This window comes from Nocardia violaceofusca NBRC 14427 (assembly GCF_963869435.1).
In the GTDB taxonomy this organism is placed as follows: domain Bacteria; phylum Actinomycetota; class Actinomycetes; order Mycobacteriales; family Mycobacteriaceae; genus Nocardia; species Nocardia aobensis.
In genome coordinates this window covers 67,808-85,683 of sequence record NZ_CAWMPM010000023.1, presented here as the reverse complement: position 1 = coordinate 85,683, position 17,876 = coordinate 67,808, and the positions used below count along the sequence as shown (strand labels likewise).

Genomic DNA, 17,876 nt, shown 5'->3' with positions numbered 1-17,876 from the left:
GCAACGGAAGTGGCCGAATGAGCATGGTTCCCCTACCCCCGTCCCGGACCGCCATCGCCGTGGTCGGACTGTCGTGCCGCCTACCGCAGGCGCCCGACCCCCAGGCCTTCTGGCAGTTGCTGCGCAGCGGCACCGACGCGATCACCGACACCCCGCCCGGGCGGTGGCGCTCCGCCGACGAATCGCTGCGGCGAGGTGGATTCCTCGACACCGTCACGGATTTCGATGCCGCGTTCTTCGGCATCTCCGCGCGCGAGGCGATCGAGACGGACCCGCAGCAGCGGTTGATGCTGGAATTGGCCTGGCAGGCATTCGAGGACGTCCTCGGCCGCCGGCCCGGTCGGACCGGAGTGTTCGTGGGCGCGATGGCCGACGACTACCGCATCGTGCAGCAGCGCCGCGGTGGTGCGGCGATCGCACACCACACCGGTGCGGGCGCCAGTCGCGGCGTGATCGCGAATCGGATCTCCTACCTGCTCGGTCTGCGCGGTCCCAGCCTGACCGTCGACACCGGACAGTCCTCGTCGCTGGTCGCGGTTCATCTGGCGATGGAGAGCCTGCGTCGTGGCGAATCGACCACCGCGCTGGCGGGCGGGGTGCAGCTGAATCTGGTCGAGGACAGTGCGTTGCGGATGTCGCGGTTCGGCGGGCTGTCGCCGGACGGTCGCTGCTACACCTTCGACGCGCGGGCCAACGGTTTCGTCCGCGGCGAGGGCGGCGGCTTCGTGGTCCTCAAGACGGTGCCCCAGGCGCTCGCCGACGGGGATCGGATCTACGCGGTGCTGCGTGGCAGTGCGCTCGGAAACGACGGCGCGGGAAAAGATCTCACCACACCTACGGTCGACGGGCAGCGTGCCGTACTGCGCGAGGCGTACCGTGCGTCCGGAGTCGACCCGGGCGCGGTGGCCTACGTGGAACTGCACGGAACCGGGACGCGAGTGGGTGATCCGGTGGAGGCCGAGGCGCTGGGCGCCGAACTGGGTGCGCCGCGCCGCACCCCGCTGCTGGTCGGATCGGCGAAGACCAACATCGGGCATCTCGAAGGTGCGGCCGGAATCGCCGGCCTGCTGAAGGTGGTGCTGGCCGTACATCACGGTGAACTACCGCCGAGTTTGAACTTCCGGACCCCGAATCCCGCTGTGCGATGGAAGGATTGGCGACTCGAGGTGGTGACCGACCGACGCGCGTGGCCGGAAGGCGAACGCGTGGCGGGGGTTTCGGCCTTCGGTATGGGCGGCACGAATTGCCACGTGGTCGTCGCGGCCCCGGAGCAGGCCGAGGCGGATCGACCGGCGGGCGGCGGCACGCCCTCCGGTCCGGCTGTCGCCGCGGGGCCGGTGCCCTGGGTCTTCTCGGCCGTCTCGGACGCGGGCGTGCGGGCGCTGGCCGCGGATCTGCGGGCGGGCATACCCGATTCGGATGCCGCGCTGCGGGATATCGCGCGTACGCTCGCCGCCCGCTCCGGCCTGGCCGAACGCGCGGTCGTCTTCGCGCAGGGCGCCGACGAGCTTTCGTCTGGGCTGCAACAGATTTCGCAGAGCGAAACCCGGGTGGTCCTCGCGCGGGACGCATGGTCCGACGATCGCGACCTTCCTGTTCCGGCAGGGCCTTCGGTGACCTTCCGGGAGCTGACGGAGCTGTGGGCCTTCCCCACGGCCGCGGCCGAATCCGTCGCCTTCGTCTTCCCGGGGCAGGGCGGTCAATGGGCCGGTATGGGAGCGCGCCTGTGGGAGACCTCCGCGGTGTTCCGCGCCTGGGTGAGCGTGACGGACGAGGTGATCGCGGCCGAGGCCGGATGGTCGGTGCGGGAGGTGCTGCTCGACGTGGACGGCGCACCGTCGCTGAACCGGGTCGACGTGGTACAGCCCGCCCTGTTCGTGACGATGGTCGGGATCGCGCTGGTATGGGCGTCCTGGGGGATCGCACCGGACGCGGTGGTGGGCCATTCCCAGGGCGAGGTGGCGGCGGCCTTCGTGGCGGGCGCGCTGACCCTCGGCGACGCCGTGCGCGTGGTCGCCGGCCGCTCGGCGCTGGTCGCGCGGCGGCTGAGCGGGGCCGGACGCATGGCCGTGGTGTGGGCGCCCGCGGATTCGGTGCGGGCCCGTCTGGTCGACCCGGTGTCGGTGGCCGCGATCAACGGCCCGGCCACGACGGTGCTGACCGGTGAGCCGGAGGCGTTGGCGGCGTTGGTGTCTCGTTACGACGACGACGGCGTGCGGGTGCGCTGGGTGGACGTCGACTATGCGTCGCACTCGCCCCAGGTCGAGCCCGTGCACGCGGAGCTGGTGGCCGAGCTGGCCGCGGTGCGGCCCCGCCGCGCGCAGGTGCCGTTCTATTCCTCGGTCACCGGTGCGCACCTGGACGCGGCCGGATTGGACGCCGAATACTGGTTCCGCAATCTGCGGGAGCCGGTGAATTTCGCCGGCGCTGTCGACGCCTTGGTCGCCGGTGGATTCCGGACCTTCGTCGAATGCTCACCGCATCCGAGTCTGGCCGGGGCGGTGGAGGATTCGGCGGGCCCGCAGGCGGTGGTGCTGAGTTCGCTGCGCCGCGACGACGGTGAGACGAACCGCCTGCTGGAGTCGCTGGCCCAGGCGTGGGTGGCCGGCGTCGGCGTCGACTGGACCTCGGTCGTCGGACCGGGGCCGCGGCGGCGCGCACCGGGATACTCGTTCCGCCGCACCACCTTCTGGCCCGGTGTGGCGACCGCCGCGGAGCCCGACCGCCCGGCCCCCGCCGCGCGGTGGAATGCGCTGCCGCCGGCCCGTCGCCGCCGGGAACTGCTCGGCCTCATTCGTGCCGATGCGGCGGCGGTCGGTGCCGCGGACATCTCCGACACCGCGGTGAGTTTCACCGGCAGTGGATTCGATTCGGTGATGGCGATCGAACTGCGAAACCGGCTGTCGCTCGCGACCGGTTTGCCGCTGCCCGCGTCGGTCCTGTTCGACCACCCCAGTCCCGACCGGCTCGCCGACCATCTCGCGAATCTTCTGAACAGCTCTCCCGCCCAGGAGCTTTCGTCCCCTCATGCCGGCGACGGCGTCCAGGACAACGGCAGTGACGTGCCGGACGATCCGGAGGCGATCGCGATCGTGTCGATGGCCTGCCGTTATCCCGGCGGCGCGGACACCCCCGAGAAGCTCTGGGACCTGGTGGTCTCCGGGCGGGATGCGATCGGCCCGTTCCCGGCCGATCGGGGCTGGGATCTGGCCGGGCTGTTCGACGACGAGCCGGGCCGGGCCGGCAAATCGTCGGCGCGTGCGGGCGGATTCCTCTACGACGCACCGCAATTCGATGCCGAACTGTTCGGAATCTCACCGCGCGAGGCGGCCGCGATGGACCCGCAGCAGCGCCTGCTGCTCGAGACCTCGTGGGAGCTGTTCGAACGCGCCGGGCTGAATGTGCACGCGCTGCGCGGCAGCGATACCGGCGTGTTCGTCGGCGCGATGGCGCCCGACTACGGGCCGCGCATGAGCGAGGCCGGCGAACGGGCGGCCGGATACGTCCTGACCGGCACCACCGGAGGCGTGGCCTCGGGCCGGATCTCCTACGTCCACGGCTTCACCGGGCCGACGCTGACGGTGGACACCGCGTGCTCGAGTTCGCTGGTCGCCCTGCATCTCGCGGCGGCCGCCCTGCGTCGTGGCGAATGCTCGCTCGCGGTGGCCGGTGGTGCGACGGTCATGTCCACACCGGGCATCTTCGTCGAATTCTCCCAGCAGCGCGGACTCTCACCGGACGGCCGCTGCCGTGCTTTCGGTGCGGGCGCCGACGGCACCGGTTGGGCCGAAGGCGTGGGAGTCCTGCTGCTGGAACGTTTGTCGGATGCTCGGCGCCACGGCCACCGCGTGCTGGCCGTGCTGCGCGGCAGTGCGGTCAACTCCGACGGGGCGTCCAACGGGTTGACCGCGCCGAACGGGCCCTCTCAGGAGCGAGTGATCCGCCGGGCCCTGGCCGATGCCGGGCTGACCACCGCGGATATCGACGTGGTGGAGGGACACGGCACCGGAACCGCGCTCGGTGATCCGATCGAGGCCCATGCGCTGCTGGCGACCTACGGCAGCGATCGGGCGGGCGGGTATCCGCTGCGGCTGGGCTCGCTGAAATCCAATATCGGGCACAGTCAGGCGGCCGCGGGCGTCGGCGGCGTGATCAAGATGGTGCAGGCGCTGCGGCACGGCGTGCTGCCGCGCACCCTGCACGCCGACCGGCCGTCACCGCTGATCGATTGGGCCGCGGGGCAGGTGGAACTGCTGACCGGCAACGAGCCCTGGCCGGAGACCGGCCGGCCGCGGCGCGCGGCGGTGTCCTCGTTCGGCATCGGCGGAACCAACGCGCACGTGGTGCTGGAACAGGCGCCGGTGGTCGCGGACTCCGCACCTGCGGCGCGCGGCGGGCCGGTGCCGTGGATTCTGTCGGCGGCCTCGTCCGACGGTTTGCGCGAACACGCCGCCGCGCTGGCTGATTTCGCCCGGCGGCCGGACGCGCCGGATCCGCGCGGGGTCGCCGCCGCGCTCGCCACCCGCGCCACCCTGGCCGAACGCGCCGTGGTGATCGGGCGTAGCCCGGAGGACTTCGCCGAAGCGCTGCACCGGATCGCCGATGCACCGACGCGGGTGGTCGCGGCTGCGCCGACACCGGCCGCGCACGAGCACGATCCGGTCCCGCTCGGCAATGCCGCGCTGACCTTCCCGGAATTGCTGGCGGCGTTCGGGTTTCGCTTCGAGCCGGTCGAGGGCGTCGCCGTGTTGTTCCCCGGCCAGGGCGGCCAGTGGGCGGGGATGGGAGCCGGGCTGTGGGAATCGTCGCCGGTCTTCCGCGCCTGGGTGTCGACCCTGGACGTGGTGGTGCGGGAGGCGGCCGGCTGGTCCGTCCGCGACGTGCTGCTCGACCGGGCCGGAGCCGAACCGCTCGACCGCGTCGACGTGGTGCAGGTCGCGCTGTTCGCGATGAGTGTCGGGGTGGCGCTGGTGTGGGCGTCGTGGGGGATCGGCGCGGAGGCGGTGGCCGGCCATTCCCAGGGTGAGGTCGCGGCGGCGTTCGTCGCGGGCGGTCTGTCCCTCGCAGACGCCGTGCACGTCGTCGTGACGCGGTCGCGGCTGATCGCACGGAAACTGAGCGGCTCCGGCGGCATGGCCGTGGTGTGGGCCGCGCCGGAGCGGATCCGGCCGCGGCTCGTGGACGGCGTGGTCGTCGCCGCCGTCAACGGGCCCGAAGTCGTTGTGCTGTCGGGAGATTCGCAGCCCTTACGTCGGGTCGCCGACGATTTCGAGGCGGAGGGCGTTCGGGTGCGCTGGGTGGATGTCGACTACGCCTCCCATTCGCCCGCGGTGGAGGCGGTCCACGACGAACTGGTGGAGCGGCTCGTATCGTTGCGGCCGCGCGGTTCGGCGGTCGCGTTCTACTCGTCGGTGCGCGGTGGCCTGCTCGACACCGCCGAATTGGACGCGGCCTACTGGTTCCGGAATCTGCGTGAACCCGTCGACTTCACCGGAGCGGTGGCGGCGCTGGCGGCCGACGGATTTCGCTTCTTCGTCGAATCCTCCCCACACCCCGGCCTGGTCGGTGCGGTGGAGGAGACGGTGGTCGCCGGCGGCGTCGTCGTCGGATCACTGCGGCGCGGAGAGGGCGGGCTGGACCGGCTACTTGCCGCGGCCGGCGACGGCTGGGTGCGCGGGTTGCCGGTCGACTGGCCGCGCGTCATCGGCGCCGCACCGGACGCCGATGCGCCGACGTACACCTTCCGGCGCCAACGCTATTGGCTGTCCGCCGAACCGCCTCGCGCGCGCACGGCCGACGACTGGCGTTACCGCATCGACTGGCGTGCGCTGCCGCCGGCCACGGCGCGCCCGGCCGGACGCTGGCTGCTCGTCGGCGCGCCGGCCCAGGTGCGGGACGCACTGTCGCGATCGAGACTCGAGGTCACCGACGACCGTGACTCCGGGCCGTTGCGCGGTGCGCTGTCGTTCCTCAGCGATATCGGCGAAACCCTGGAACTGCTGCGTGAGCTCCCCGAAGCCGTTCCGCTGTATGTGATCACGCGCGGGGCGGTCGGCGTGGCGGGGGAGCCGCTCGTCGAGCCGGCGCAGAGCGTGCTGTGGGGTCTCGGCTACAGCCTCGCGCTGGCGCGTCCGGACCGCTGGGGCGGGCTGATCGACCTGCCCGCGACACCGCTGGACGCGGACCTCCTCGCCACGCTCGAGAGTGCCCTGAGCACCGCGACCGAGAACCAGATGGCGGTGCGCCCGTCGGGTCTGTTCGCGCGGCGGTTGGTGCGCGCCCACGCGCGGACCGACCGCGCTCCGTGGCGTTCCCGGGGGTCGGCACTGGTCACCGGAGGCACCGGCGCGATCGGCGCCCGGGTCGCCCGGTGGCTGCTGCGAACCGGCACCGACCACGTGGTCCTGCTCAGCCGCAGCGGTCCCGCCGCGCCGGACGCGGCCGCACTGCGCGCGGAATTCGGATCGGCGGTCACCATCGTGGCCTGCGACATCACCGACCGCGCGGCGCTGGGCCGGGTGATCGGCGACATCGCCGATCTCCGCACGGTCGTTCATGCCGCGGGCGTCGTGGACGGCACGGCCGTGACCGAGGTGACGGCCGCCGACATCGCACACGTCATGGGGCCGAAAGCCGTTGCCGCACAGTATCTCCACGAACTGACCGGGGAGCTGGACGCCTTCGTCCTGTTCTCCTCGGGCGCGGCCGTCTGGGGGAGTGCGGATCAGGGCGTCTACGGCGCGGCCAATGCCTATCTCGACGCGCTCGCGGCACACCGGCGCGGACTCGGCCTGCCCGCCACCTCGATCGCCTGGGGTGCATGGGACGGTGGCGGCATGGCCGCCGAGCCGGGCGTGGCGCAGCGGTGGCGGCGGCAGGGAGTCCTGCCGATGGACCCCGACGCGGCACTCGACCATCTCGAACGCGCGCTGCGCGCGGAGGAGAGCGGGCTGCTCGTGGCCGATATCGACTGGGCGCGTTTGGCGCCGGTACTCACCGCCGCGCGACCGCTCCCGCTGCTGGCGGAGCTGCCTGAGGCACAACCGGCAGCCGAGCCCGCGGACGTCACGCCGGGCCGAAGTTTCGCCGAACGCCTGGCCGCCCTGCCCGAGGACGAGGCCGACCGCGCTCTGCTCGAACTGGTTCGCGCCGAGATCGCCGCGGTGCTCGGTTACGGCGCCCCGCGCGCCGACGACGACGATCGCAATCTGCTCGAGCTGGGTTTCGACTCCCTGACCACGGTCGAATTGCGCAATCGGCTCAATGCCGCGACGGGACTGTCGATCGCGGTGACCTTCCTGTTCGACCACGCCACCGCCAGCGAGCTGGCCAAGGCGCTCGGATCCGAACTCGCCCTCGCCGACGAGCCGCCGGTCGCCCCGGCCGACCCGGTCAGCATGCTGTTCCACCAGGCGTTCGAATCGGGCAAATTCGCGGAGGGTATGGCGCTGCTGCGCGATGCGGCGCGGCTGCGGCCGATGTTCGACAGCGCGGCGACGGTGCCGCACCCGGATCCGGTGACTCTCGCCGACGGCGACGGCGGCCCTCGGATGATCTGCTTCTCCGCGCTGGTGGCGATGACCGGGGCGCAGGTGTACACCCGTTTCGCCGACGAATTCCGTGGGCAGCGAAGGGTTTCGGCGCTACCCGCTCCCGGCTTCGTCAGCGGTGACAGCCTGCCCGCGACGATCGAGGCGGTCATCGATCTGCAGACGGAGATCGTCCGGCCGATCGCCGCCCGGGCGGAGGTGGTGCTGACCGGAACGTCGTCCGGCGGCTGGCTGGCGCACGCGGTGGCCGCGCGGCTCGAACGCGACGGGCTTCGCGTCGCCGGGGTGGTCCTGCTGGACACCTACCTGCCGGATGCGGATCTGTTGCGGCGTGCCCAGCATCGGGTGATCGGTGGCGTGCTGGATCGGCAGGCCGGATTCGGGCTGGCCGACGGTGTGCGGTTGTCGGCGATGGGTTGGTATATACCACTTTTCGCGCACTGGCGGCCGGAGCCGATCACGGCGCCGACGCTACTGGTGCGGGCGTCCGAGCCGCTGCGCGACCACACCGGCGCGGCGCTCGAGGATCTGGACTGGCGGTCGGCGTGGACGCTGCCGCATACGGTCGTGGATGTACCGGGCGACCATTTCACCATCCTCGAGGAGCATGCGGCCTCGACCGCGCGCGCGGTGCGCGAATGGCTGGACCGCTGACGCGCGAAGGGCGCCGGCCACGGCCGGCGCCCTTCGTGTCACCACGCCGATCACTCGATGACGGCGGCGTGCACCAGCTGGCGCAGCCGGGAGAACAGCGGCAGCGCCTTGGAGGGGAACAGCTGTGGAAAGGCCAGTGCCGTGATCCGGGTGACCGGATCGACGAAGAAGTAGGTGCTGGTCGCCGAATACCAGGAGAACTCACCGGGATTCGCGATCACCTTGCTCGCGGCCGGGTCGAGCACGGTCATGAAGCCGAACCCGAATCCGAGGCCGGCCATCGTGGTCAGCGCGGGCAGCACCGGCCGGCCGAAGCTTCCGAGGTCGGCGCCGCCGGGCAGCTGATTGGTGGTCATGTACCGCACCGTGGCCGGCGAGAGCACCCGGGCGCCGTTCCAGGTTCCGCCCGCCAGCAGCATCTGCAGGAAGGTGTGGAAGTCCGCGGCGGTGGTGAGCAAGCCGGCACTGCCGGACAGCCAGGTCGGGCGCTGGGTCGGGTCGCCGCCCATCGCGTCGTTGCGGACCGCCAGACCGGTCGCCGGATCGGCCATGTAGATCGCGGCCAGCCGCTGGGTCTCCTCCGGCTCGATCCAGAATTTGGTGTCGTGCAGTCCGAGCGGCTGCGTGATGCGTTCGGCGACAACGGTATCGAGCGACTTGCCCGAGACCACCTCGATCAGCCGGCCGAGCACGTCGGTGCTCACGCCGTAGTTCCACGCGGTACCCGGTTCGAACAGCAGCGGCAGCGAAGCCCAGGTGTCCACGGCGGTCGCCAGGTCGATTCCGGGCGGCGCACTCCACTCGAAGCCGCGTTGGACGTAGAGCTCGTCCACGGGATGGGAATGATGGAAGCCGTAGGTGAATCCGGCGGTGTGGGTGAGCAGATGCCAGATCCGGATGGGTTCGCGCGCGGGCCGCGACTCCAGGTTCGCGCCGCCGCCGCGGGTGTACACGCGCACATCGCGCAGCGACGGAATGTAGTCGGCGACCGGATCATTGAGCCCGAAGGCCCCGTCCTCGTACAGTGCCAGCGCCGCGACGGAGGTGAACGGTTTGGTCAGCGACCAGGAGCGGAACAAGGAGTCGGCTTCCATCGCGAGGCCGGCCTCGCGGTCGCGGTGCCCGCCGGTGCCGATATGGGCGATCTTGCCGTCGCGGGCGATGATGCCGACCCAGCCGGGCATCCGGCCCGCTTCCACCAGGCCGTCGAGGTAGTCGTCGAACCGCCGCAGCCGGTCCGGGTCCAATCCGGCCTCGGCCGCGTCGATTTCGATCTTTATCTCACTCATGATGTGGCCCCTGCCTGTTTCCGGAGTGCGGAGAAGAGAATTTTCGGCGAGATTCTTGCCAGCCGACACCGTGAATAGTAGCTTTAGTTCGATAGATGTACAACTATCGAACTATGTTGTGCCGGTGGTGAATTCGCGCCGGTGAATCCCCCGCCCGAGCCGTCGTCGACGCAGATGAAGTGGAGTTGGTTGTCATGTCCCGCTACGGGATCACCCTGCCCTTGCCGTTCGTCCCACTCCCACGCCATCGCGAAATACTGGGCGAGCTGGCCGATCTCGGTTACACCGACGCGTGGACCGGAGAGTACGCCGGGGTGGATGCCTTCACGCCGCTGGTGCTCGCCGCGGCCTGGGGCTCGCCGTCGCTGCGGCTGGGCACCGCCGTCGTGCCGGTGTACACCCGCGGGCCCGCGGTGATCGCCCAGACCGGCGCCGCGCTGGCCGAACTCGCCCCCGGCAGGGTCGTGCTGGGTATCGGATCCTCCGGGGCGCAGCTGGTCACGGGGATGAACGGGATCGCGATGGACGAGCCCTATCGACGCGTGCGCGATACGCTGCGGTTCCTGCGCCACGCCTACGAACACGGCCGGGTGGCGGGGCGATTCGACACCTTCACCATCGAGGATTTCGAACTCGGGCGACCGGCGCAGATTCCGCCGCAGCTCATGGTCGGCGCGCTGCGGACCGGCATGTTGCGGCTCGGATTCCGGGAGGGCGCCGGCGCCATCACCAATTTCCTCACCGCCGAGGATATTTCGACGGTGATTCGCGGCCTCGGGGCCGATCGTGACCGCGGGGAGCTGGTCGCCCGCATTTTCGTCTGCCCGACCGAGGATCTCGACTATGCGCGCGAGTCGGGCCGGCGAATGCTGACCCATCTGTTCACCCGGCCGACCTACGGCGCCTTCCACGAGTGGCTGGGGCGCGGCGATCAGGTCGAGCAGGTCCGCAAACATGTTGCGGCGGGCGATCTTCGGCGCGCGGGGGAGGCGATCTCCGACGACGTGGTGGACGGTGTCCTGGTGCACGGCAGCCCGGAACACTGCCGGGAGCAGATTCACCGCTACGTCGAGGCCGGGGTCGACACTCCGGTGCTGATGATCCAGTCGACGCCGGAGTTGTTCGCCGGCGGGCCGGAGGCGGTTCTGCAGGTCGTGCGCGACCTGGCGCCGCGGCAGTGAGTGGCGTGCCGTCGGGTACTTCCACAAGTGACGAACAATTGATTCTACGTGCGGTTTCCCGCCGCTGCGGATTTGTCAAGTATTTCGCCGGTTACTGTTCGAATCCGGTTTTTCCGGTTCGCGAATTGTTTGCGCCCGAATTTCACTCCGCGTGAATCCAGCTCGCATTGCCGCAATGGTCTCCAGGTGTTAGCGTTATTTGTCGGGTTTGTTCCCGAGTTGTGATAGGAGCATCCCGATACCTCTCGTCACCTGCCGGGCCTGCAACTGTATTCATGGCCCATGAAAATTTGGGGGCCTCGATGACCGTGACCGAACTACCGAATACGGCCAGAGAATTCGGCGACGCCCATGGGCGCGATTCGGGTCGTGCCCGGGTTCTCGTGGTGTGCGGCGAGCAGATCATGCGCAGCGGACTGATCTCCGTACTGCGCGGAATGCCGGATGTCGGCTGGGTCGGACCGGCGGTCAACAGCGAAGCGGCACTGAAGATGGTCGCCGCCGACAAGGCGGATGTGGTGGTGCTCGATCACTGCCCCTCGCCGCGCTGGGACGGACCCGGCCTGACACAGCGCCTGACCGCGGTGCGCCCCGGCGGCGAGGTCGGGGTCGTCGTGGTGTCCGAGGGCACCGACAGCGAACTGCTGCTGCGGTATCTGCAGGCGGGTGCGCGGGGGCTGGTTTCGCGGCGCTCGAGTGCGGTCGACCTGGTCAGCGCGGTGGATGCGGTGGTGCGCGGCCAGGCCATGTTGTCGCCGTCGATCACCCGCCTGGTCCTCGACGCCACCGCTCCCTACCTCCCCGCGGTAGCGCACAAACCGGTTACCGCCCTCGACAGCCTGACCCAGCGCGAGCACGAGATCCTGATCCTGGTCGCCGACGGGCTGTCCAACAGCGAGATCGCCCAGGTGCTGCACGTCAGCTACAAGACGGTGAAGTTCCACGTCTCCAACATCCTGCGCAAACTGTCCGTGCGCACCCGGGCGCAGGCGATCGTGTACCTGCGGCCGACGGTGACCATCGCCTCGCGCGCCGGCTGAGTCTCCCGGCGGGGCCGATCTCTTGTGCTCGTCGAAGATCGGCTGTTATCTTGGTATTCGAAAGTTTGCCAAGTGTCGAACTTGAATCTCTTCATTCATCATTCGAGGCAGCTTCCCATTCGTCGTCGCATTTTCCGATCCAGGAGGGGGAATCCCCAATGTCGAATTCCATCGACGAGACGCTCGACTACTATCCGTTTCCGTTGGGACCGCTCGGCGAACCACCGGAGCGATTCTCGGAACTGCGCGCCCAGTGCCCGGTCACCAAGGTGCGGTTACCCAGCGGCGACACCGCGTGGGCGGTTACCGGTTACGACGAGGTGGTCGCCGCGATGTCCGATTCCCGGCTGTCGCGCGCCGCCCTGCGGGAACCGGGCGCGCCGCGGGTGATCAACGGTCCCGACTTCGCCGACAACCCCTTCAATCTGCTCAGTCAGGACGGTGCCGACCACCGGCGCCTGCGGCGGCTGATCTCGCCCGCGTTCACGCCCAAACGCGCCGAGCAGATCCGCCCGCGCATCCAGGAGATCGCCGACGAACTGGTCGACGCGCTCGAGGCGGGGCCGCGCCCGGCCGACCTGCACCACGACTTCGCCGCCCTGCTGCCCATCTGGGTGATCACCGATCTGCTGGGCGCCTCGCGGGAACGGCGCGCCGACATCCAGCGCTGGACCGACCATCTGGTCAGCATCACCGCGCACACCGCCGACGAAAGACTTACCGCCCGTGAGGAATCCGCCGCCTACGTCGTCTCCCTGCTCGCGCAGCGGCGAGAGGCGCTCGGTGAGGACCTGCTCTCGGATCTGATCACCGCCCGCGACGACGGCGACCGCCTCTCCGAACAGGAACTGGTCTGGCTGACGATCAATCTGCTCGTCGCCGGGCACGACACCACGGTCAGTGCGCTCAGCCGCGCCGCGTTCATGGTGTTGCGGCACCCGGACCAGTGGCGACTGCTGGTCGATCAGGTCGGCGACCGCCAGGTCGTGCGGCACGCCGTGGAGGAACTGCTGCGCTACGCCCCGCCGTCGGAAATCGGTTTCATCCGGGTCGCCACCGAGGAACTCGAAATCGGTGACGTGGTCGTGCGCCAGGGCGAAGGTGTCATCCCGATCATGCACGCCGCCGGTCGCGACACCCGCCACGTCGCCGATCCCGACCGCCTCGACCTCACCCGCGAGGACGTCAAACACGTCGCCTTCGGCCACGGCAGTCACTTCTGCCCCGGCGCCGGGCTCGCACGGCTGGAACTCGAGATCGGGCTGGCGACACTCGCGCGGCGGCTGCCGAATCTGCACCTGGCGGTCGACCCGGAGAACATCGACTGGTCCAGTGGCCTGCTCACGCTGCGGCCCAACACCTTTCCAGTGGAGTGGTGAGCGTGACCGAACCTCGTTCCTCCGCCGTGTCCGAGCGGCGCTGGCTCACCGTGCTGGCGATCTGCGGATGTTTCGTCGGCCTGGACGCGCTGGTCGTCTCGCCGCTGGCGCCGCAGATCACCCACTCCGTCCACGTCTCGCCCCGGCTCGGCGGTCTGCTCGTCACCGCCTACGCGCTGGCCTACATGATCGCCGCGCCGATCTTCGGTCCGCTCTCGGACCGCTGGGGACGCAAGCGACTGATGACCGCGGGACTCACCGTCTTCGCCGTCGGCACGGTACTGACCGGATTCTCCTCCGGCTTCGCGGCGATCATCGTGTTCCGCGCGATCTCCGGACTCGGCGCCGCGATCCTGGTGCCGGCCATCCTCGCCTTCGTCTCCGGTGCGGTGGCGGCCGAACGCCGGGGCGCCGCGATCGGGGTGATCGTGGGCGCGATGATGGGCGCCTCGGTGCTCGGGGTGCCCGCGGGTGCCTTCCTGGCCGGAATCGTGTCCTGGGAGTGGACATTCTGGGGCATCGGCGTCGCCGCGGCGCTGTTGCTCGTGCCGCTGACCAGATTCGTCCCCCACACCGCGGCGGCCGCCGCCGCACCCGCGGGGCCGTTGGCCATCTTCGCGCGGCAGTTCCGTGCCGCACTCGGCAATCCGGCGGTGCTGTTCACGTTGCTGTGCACCTTCCTGTGGACCGCCGGACTGCAGGGCATGTTCGCCAACGGCGGACTGTTCTACTCGAGCAACTTCGGGCTCACGACCGGATGGGTCGGGCTGGCGCTGGCCGGTGGCGGGGCGATGAGCGTCGTGGGCAACATCTACGGTGGCCGCCTTGCCGATGCCGTCGGCCGGCGCCGGGTCATCGCGGTGGCGGCGCTGGTGGCCGCGGCGTCGGTGCTGGCCTTCTCGCTCTCGACCGGCTCGCTGGCGCTGGCGATCGTGGTGCAGGTCGTCTGGGGTGGCGCGGTCGGTTTCGGCCAGTCCGCACTGACCACCCTCGCCAGTGAACTCAGCCCGGATGCGCGCGGAACCGTTCTGGCACTGAACTATTCGGTGCAGTACGGCGGGATGATGGCGGGCACCGCGGCGGCCGCCGCACTGCTCGACGGCGGTTCCGCGTTCTGGTCGGTCGGGCTGCTGTGCGGGGTGTGCAGTCTGCTGGTCTTCCCGGTGGTGACGCTGCTGCTCGGCCGCGGGAGCGCGGTGGCGGCGCCGGAGTCATCCGGGGCGCAGCCGACACCGGCAGGCTCCTAGGGTGTCCCGGGCCGGGAGTGCCGCGCGGCGCTCCCGGCCGGAGGTCCGCTCAGCTGAGCAAAGCCCTTGCGTACCAATCTTTCTCGTCACGCACTCCCGGCAGCGCGAAGAAGTAGCCGCCGCCGAAGGGCTGGACGTAGTCGGTGAGGGGTTCGTTGATCAGCCGGGTCTGGATGGCCTCGAACTGGCGGGCGACGTCCTGCTGGAAGCAGGTGAAGATGTGCCCCGAGGCCATGTTGCCGTTGCGCTCCACGCCGAGGTCGTAGTTGTAGGAGCGGCGGACCAGTTGCTGGCGCGCGGTTTCGGGGGTGCGCGGATTGGCCAGCCGGATATGGGAATCCAGCGGAATGACCGAGCCCTCCGGGTCGGCGGCGTAGTCGGGGGTGTCGAATTCCTGATTGCCGTCGAGCGGGGCGCCGGAGTCGCGGCGGCGCCCGAACATGTTCTCCTGCTCGTTGATCGAGACCCGGTCCCAGAATTCGACGAGCATGCGGATCAGCCGGACCACCTGGTAGGTGCCGCCGCGGGTCCATTCCGGTTCGCCGCCGCCGTCGGTCCAGATGAGCGATTCGGCGTCGGCGCCGGTCGGGTTGGCCGTTCCGTCCTTGAAGCCCAGCAGGTTCCGGCCGGTGCCGGAGGGACGCGGCGGAGAGTTGTAGCCGTCGATCTTCCAGCGCAGTTGCAGTGCGCCGCGGGTCTGGCGGGTGATGTCGCGCAGCGCGTGATGGACCGTGTCGGGGTGGTGGGCGCACAGCTGGATCAGCAGATCGCCGTGCATCCAGGCCGGATCCGGGGTGTCGTTGGGGAAGGTTCGCATCGGCGTGAGTTTGGCGGGTTTGGCCGCGGCCAGCCCGAAGCGGCCGTCGAACAGGCTCGCGCCCACTCCGGTGGTGACGGTGAGCCCGTCGGCGATCACCTCCGGCCCGAGCACCGCACTGTCGGACGGCGGCTGACCGAGGCCGAGGTCGGTGGGGGCGCCGCCGGCGGTGAGGAAGCGGGCACGCGCGGTGAGGGTCTTCATCGCCTCCACCAATTCCGCGCGGTGGGTGGTGGTGACGTCGAAGGCGGCGAAGCAGGCGGCGTTCTGTTTCGCCGACGGGCCCGGCGTGAGGATGCCGGCCTGATGTTCGCCGTGGAAGGGATAACTCGCCTCGGCCTTCGGGGTGCCCACCGTGGCGGCGTCGGCATCCTGGCGGGCACCCTCGGCGAGAATGCCCGCGGTCAGCGCGGTTCCGGCGGCACCGGCGGCGGCGCCGGAGAGGAAGCGGCGGCGGCTGACGTTCATCGTGAAGCCTTACTGGTCGGTCGGTGGTTCGGCATGGTCAGTGGGAGATCGGCACTTCGAGCAACCGCGGCACCTTGGCGAGTTCCTCGAGAGCGGCGCCGAGGCGTGCGTTGACGGCTTGCCGCGCGCCCGGCGGGGTCCGATCCGGCGACTGCCACTGTCCGTGGTTCTGGGTGGCGAGCAGGGCCGCCTGCAACTCGTCGAGGCGGGTGCGCAGGGTGGCGCGCAGTTGCGGCGCCCGCGGATCGATCAGCGGGCCGAGCTGATCGAGGACCGCGCGAGTCACGTCGATGTCGGCGAGCGTCATCGGATACGCCGCGCCCGCGCCCTGGTCGTCGATGCCCGAAATATGGTCGCGCAGAGCGTCTTCCAGGATTTCGTGGGCGCGCAGCGGCAGATTCTTCGGATCGCCGGCGAGGTCGTCGCTGCCGAGATTCTTCCGGATGTTCGCGATATCGCCGCCGAGCCGATCGACCACCGGCAGCAGCTGATCGGGCCGCTGTCCGTGCCACAGGCCGTATTCCAGCCGGTGCAGACCGGTGAATCCGGGATCGTTCGCACCACCGGGCAGGCCGTCGGGCAGACCCGAGACCGCGGTGCCGGCGTCGCCGAAACTGTTGTAGGAGGCGCCGACGCGCTCCCATTCCAGCTGGGCACTGAGCCAATCCGCTTGTGCGGCAGCGATATTGCCGCCACGCAGATCGTTGCCGATCGCGGTGACGGCGCCGGAGAGCCGGGTCAGCACACCGGCGGCGTAGGCCTGATAGGCGTCGTTGGGGCCGCGCAGATCGTCCTCGGTGACGCGTTTGACGGCCGGCGGGGTGTCGCCCGCCTCGCCACTGACCTGCACCGCCGCCGACGAGGTCACCGGCTTACCGGACATCAGGCATTGCATGGTGTAGGTGCCGCTGCTCAAGGTCGCGGTCAGGTTGGCGGTGGTGGCCGGGCCGATCGTCTCGATCTCGCCGACGACCGCACCGCCGGAGTTCACCAGGTTGATCTCCCCGGCCTTGGACGTCTTGTTCTGCACCTCGAACGTCTGCGTCCCGGCCCGCCCGGACTTCCATTCCGAGGCACACGAGCTGTCGGTGACCGACACCGCCTGCGCCTTACCGGAGCCGCTCGACGGCAGCAGCGCGATCGCCGCCCCGGCGGCCACGGCGGGAACGGCCACCAGCACCGCACCGACCAGCAACGGCCGCGGCCCGGCGATTCGCTCCCACCAGTCGGGCGTCTGCTCGGAGCCGTCGTGCGCCGCGGTCGGCACCGCCAGGGGGGCCGCCGCGGCTGCGGTGCCTGCCGTCGTGGCGGGCGCCGCCTTCGCCGGGGCCTTCGCGGGCGCCTGGCGTCCCGCGCGGATGAACAGCGGGATCACCACGGCCAGGTAGACCACCCAGGCGACAACCTGCAGCACCGTCATGCGCGGCGTGAGCTCGGTGATGCCGGTGATGATCGAGACCCACCACGAATTCGGGTCGATATGGGCCGACAGGTCGAAGGCCACCCAGTGTCGTCCGGGCAGGATGTTCGCGTCCTGCAGATCACCGAGACCGTAGGACAGCACACCGGCGGCGATCACGATCAGCGCGAGCGCGGTGCGGTTGAAGAACACGCCGAGGTTGAGTTTCACCGACTGCCGGTACAGCAACCAGCACAGCACCACCGCGGCGGCGAAACCGAGCGCGGCGCCGACCAGCGGTGCGACCGTGGTGCCGGATGCCTTCACGGCGGTCCAGACGAACAGCGTCGATTCCAGGCCCTCGCGCCCGACGGCCATGAAGGCCGTGATAGCCAGCGCACCCGCCCCGATCGCGGTGGCGCGGGCGACCTCACCGCGAAGCTGACCGGACAGCGACGCGGCGGTGCGCCGCATCCAGAACACCATCGCCGTCACCAGTCCGACCGCGATCACGCTCAGGGTGCCGCCGACGATTTCCTGGCCGGAATTCGAGAGCACGCTCGTGGAGTAGGTGAGCACGGCCGCGAAGCTGGCCGCCACCGATACCGCGCCGAGCAGGCCGAGCCAGACGGGAGTCGCGGAGACCGGGCGCTGCGGGGTCGACGTCTTGCGCACGGCAGCCAGCAGGATCGTCACCACGAGTCCCGCCTCGAGGCCCTCCCGCAGGCAGATCAGTAGATTCGGTACAGCCTCGGCCCAGCTCACCGTCCAAAGGTAAGGCATACCTATACCACAGGTCCAATCCTGCACGCCTGTAGCGAGTACTCATTGCCGCAGATGGGGTGGTATGCG

The 17,876-nt window shown here is 70.2% G+C and carries 8 protein-coding genes; 5 read left to right on the top strand and 3 right to left on the bottom strand.

The window, feature by feature from the left end:
* Window positions 1-17 precede the first annotated feature (17 nt).
* Complete coding sequence (locus tag AC5592_RS18940; RefSeq protein ID WP_063064994.1) at window positions 18-8,204, top strand: SDR family NAD(P)-dependent oxidoreductase; 8,187 nt, start codon at window positions 18-20, stop codon at window positions 8,202-8,204.
* Window positions 8,205-8,254: 50 nt separating this feature from the next.
* Here AC5592_RS18940 and AC5592_RS18935 read toward each other — a convergent pair whose 3' ends face one another.
* Entirely contained in the window at window positions 8,255-9,493 is a 1,239-nt protein-coding gene (locus AC5592_RS18935; protein ID WP_036508313.1) for a serine hydrolase domain-containing protein, read from the bottom strand.
* A 194-nt stretch (window positions 9,494-9,687) separates the two neighbouring features.
* Here AC5592_RS18935 and AC5592_RS18930 point away from each other — a divergent pair, with 194 nt between their 5' ends.
* From AC5592_RS18930 to AC5592_RS18915, 4 genes are all read left to right on the top strand, one after another.
* Complete coding sequence (locus AC5592_RS18930; protein WP_036508316.1) at window positions 9,688-10,674, top strand: LLM class F420-dependent oxidoreductase; 987 nt, start codon at window positions 9,688-9,690, stop codon at window positions 10,672-10,674.
* 302 nt (window positions 10,675-10,976) lie between these two features.
* Window positions 10,977-11,714 carry a response regulator transcription factor gene (locus tag AC5592_RS18925; RefSeq protein WP_063000206.1) on the top strand — a complete coding sequence of 246 codons (738 nt, stop codon included), beginning with the start codon at window positions 10,977-10,979 and terminating at the stop codon, window positions 11,712-11,714.
* Window positions 11,715-11,872: 158 nt separating this feature from the next.
* Window positions 11,873-13,093, top strand: coding sequence for a cytochrome P450 (locus AC5592_RS18920; protein ID WP_036508319.1), 1,221 nt, complete (start codon window positions 11,873-11,875; stop codon window positions 13,091-13,093).
* A gap of 2 nt (window positions 13,094-13,095) precedes the next feature.
* Complete coding sequence (locus AC5592_RS18915) at window positions 13,096-14,340, top strand: MFS transporter (RefSeq protein WP_198163880.1); 1,245 nt, start codon at window positions 13,096-13,098, stop codon at window positions 14,338-14,340.
* A 49-nt stretch (window positions 14,341-14,389) separates the two neighbouring features.
* On the opposite strand, the gene efeB is transcribed toward AC5592_RS18915, so the two are convergent.
* Window positions 14,390-15,625, bottom strand: coding sequence for an iron uptake transporter deferrochelatase/peroxidase subunit (gene efeB / locus AC5592_RS18910; RefSeq protein ID WP_036507618.1), 1,236 nt, complete (start codon window positions 15,623-15,625; stop codon window positions 14,390-14,392).
* A 37-nt stretch (window positions 15,626-15,662) separates the two neighbouring features.
* The gene (efeU, locus tag AC5592_RS18905; protein ID WP_084506864.1) at window positions 15,663-17,789 is read right to left on the bottom strand and encodes an iron uptake transporter permease EfeU; all 2,127 of its coding nucleotides are present in this window, start codon (window positions 17,787-17,789) and stop codon (window positions 15,663-15,665) included.
* Window positions 17,790-17,876 lie beyond the last annotated feature (87 nt).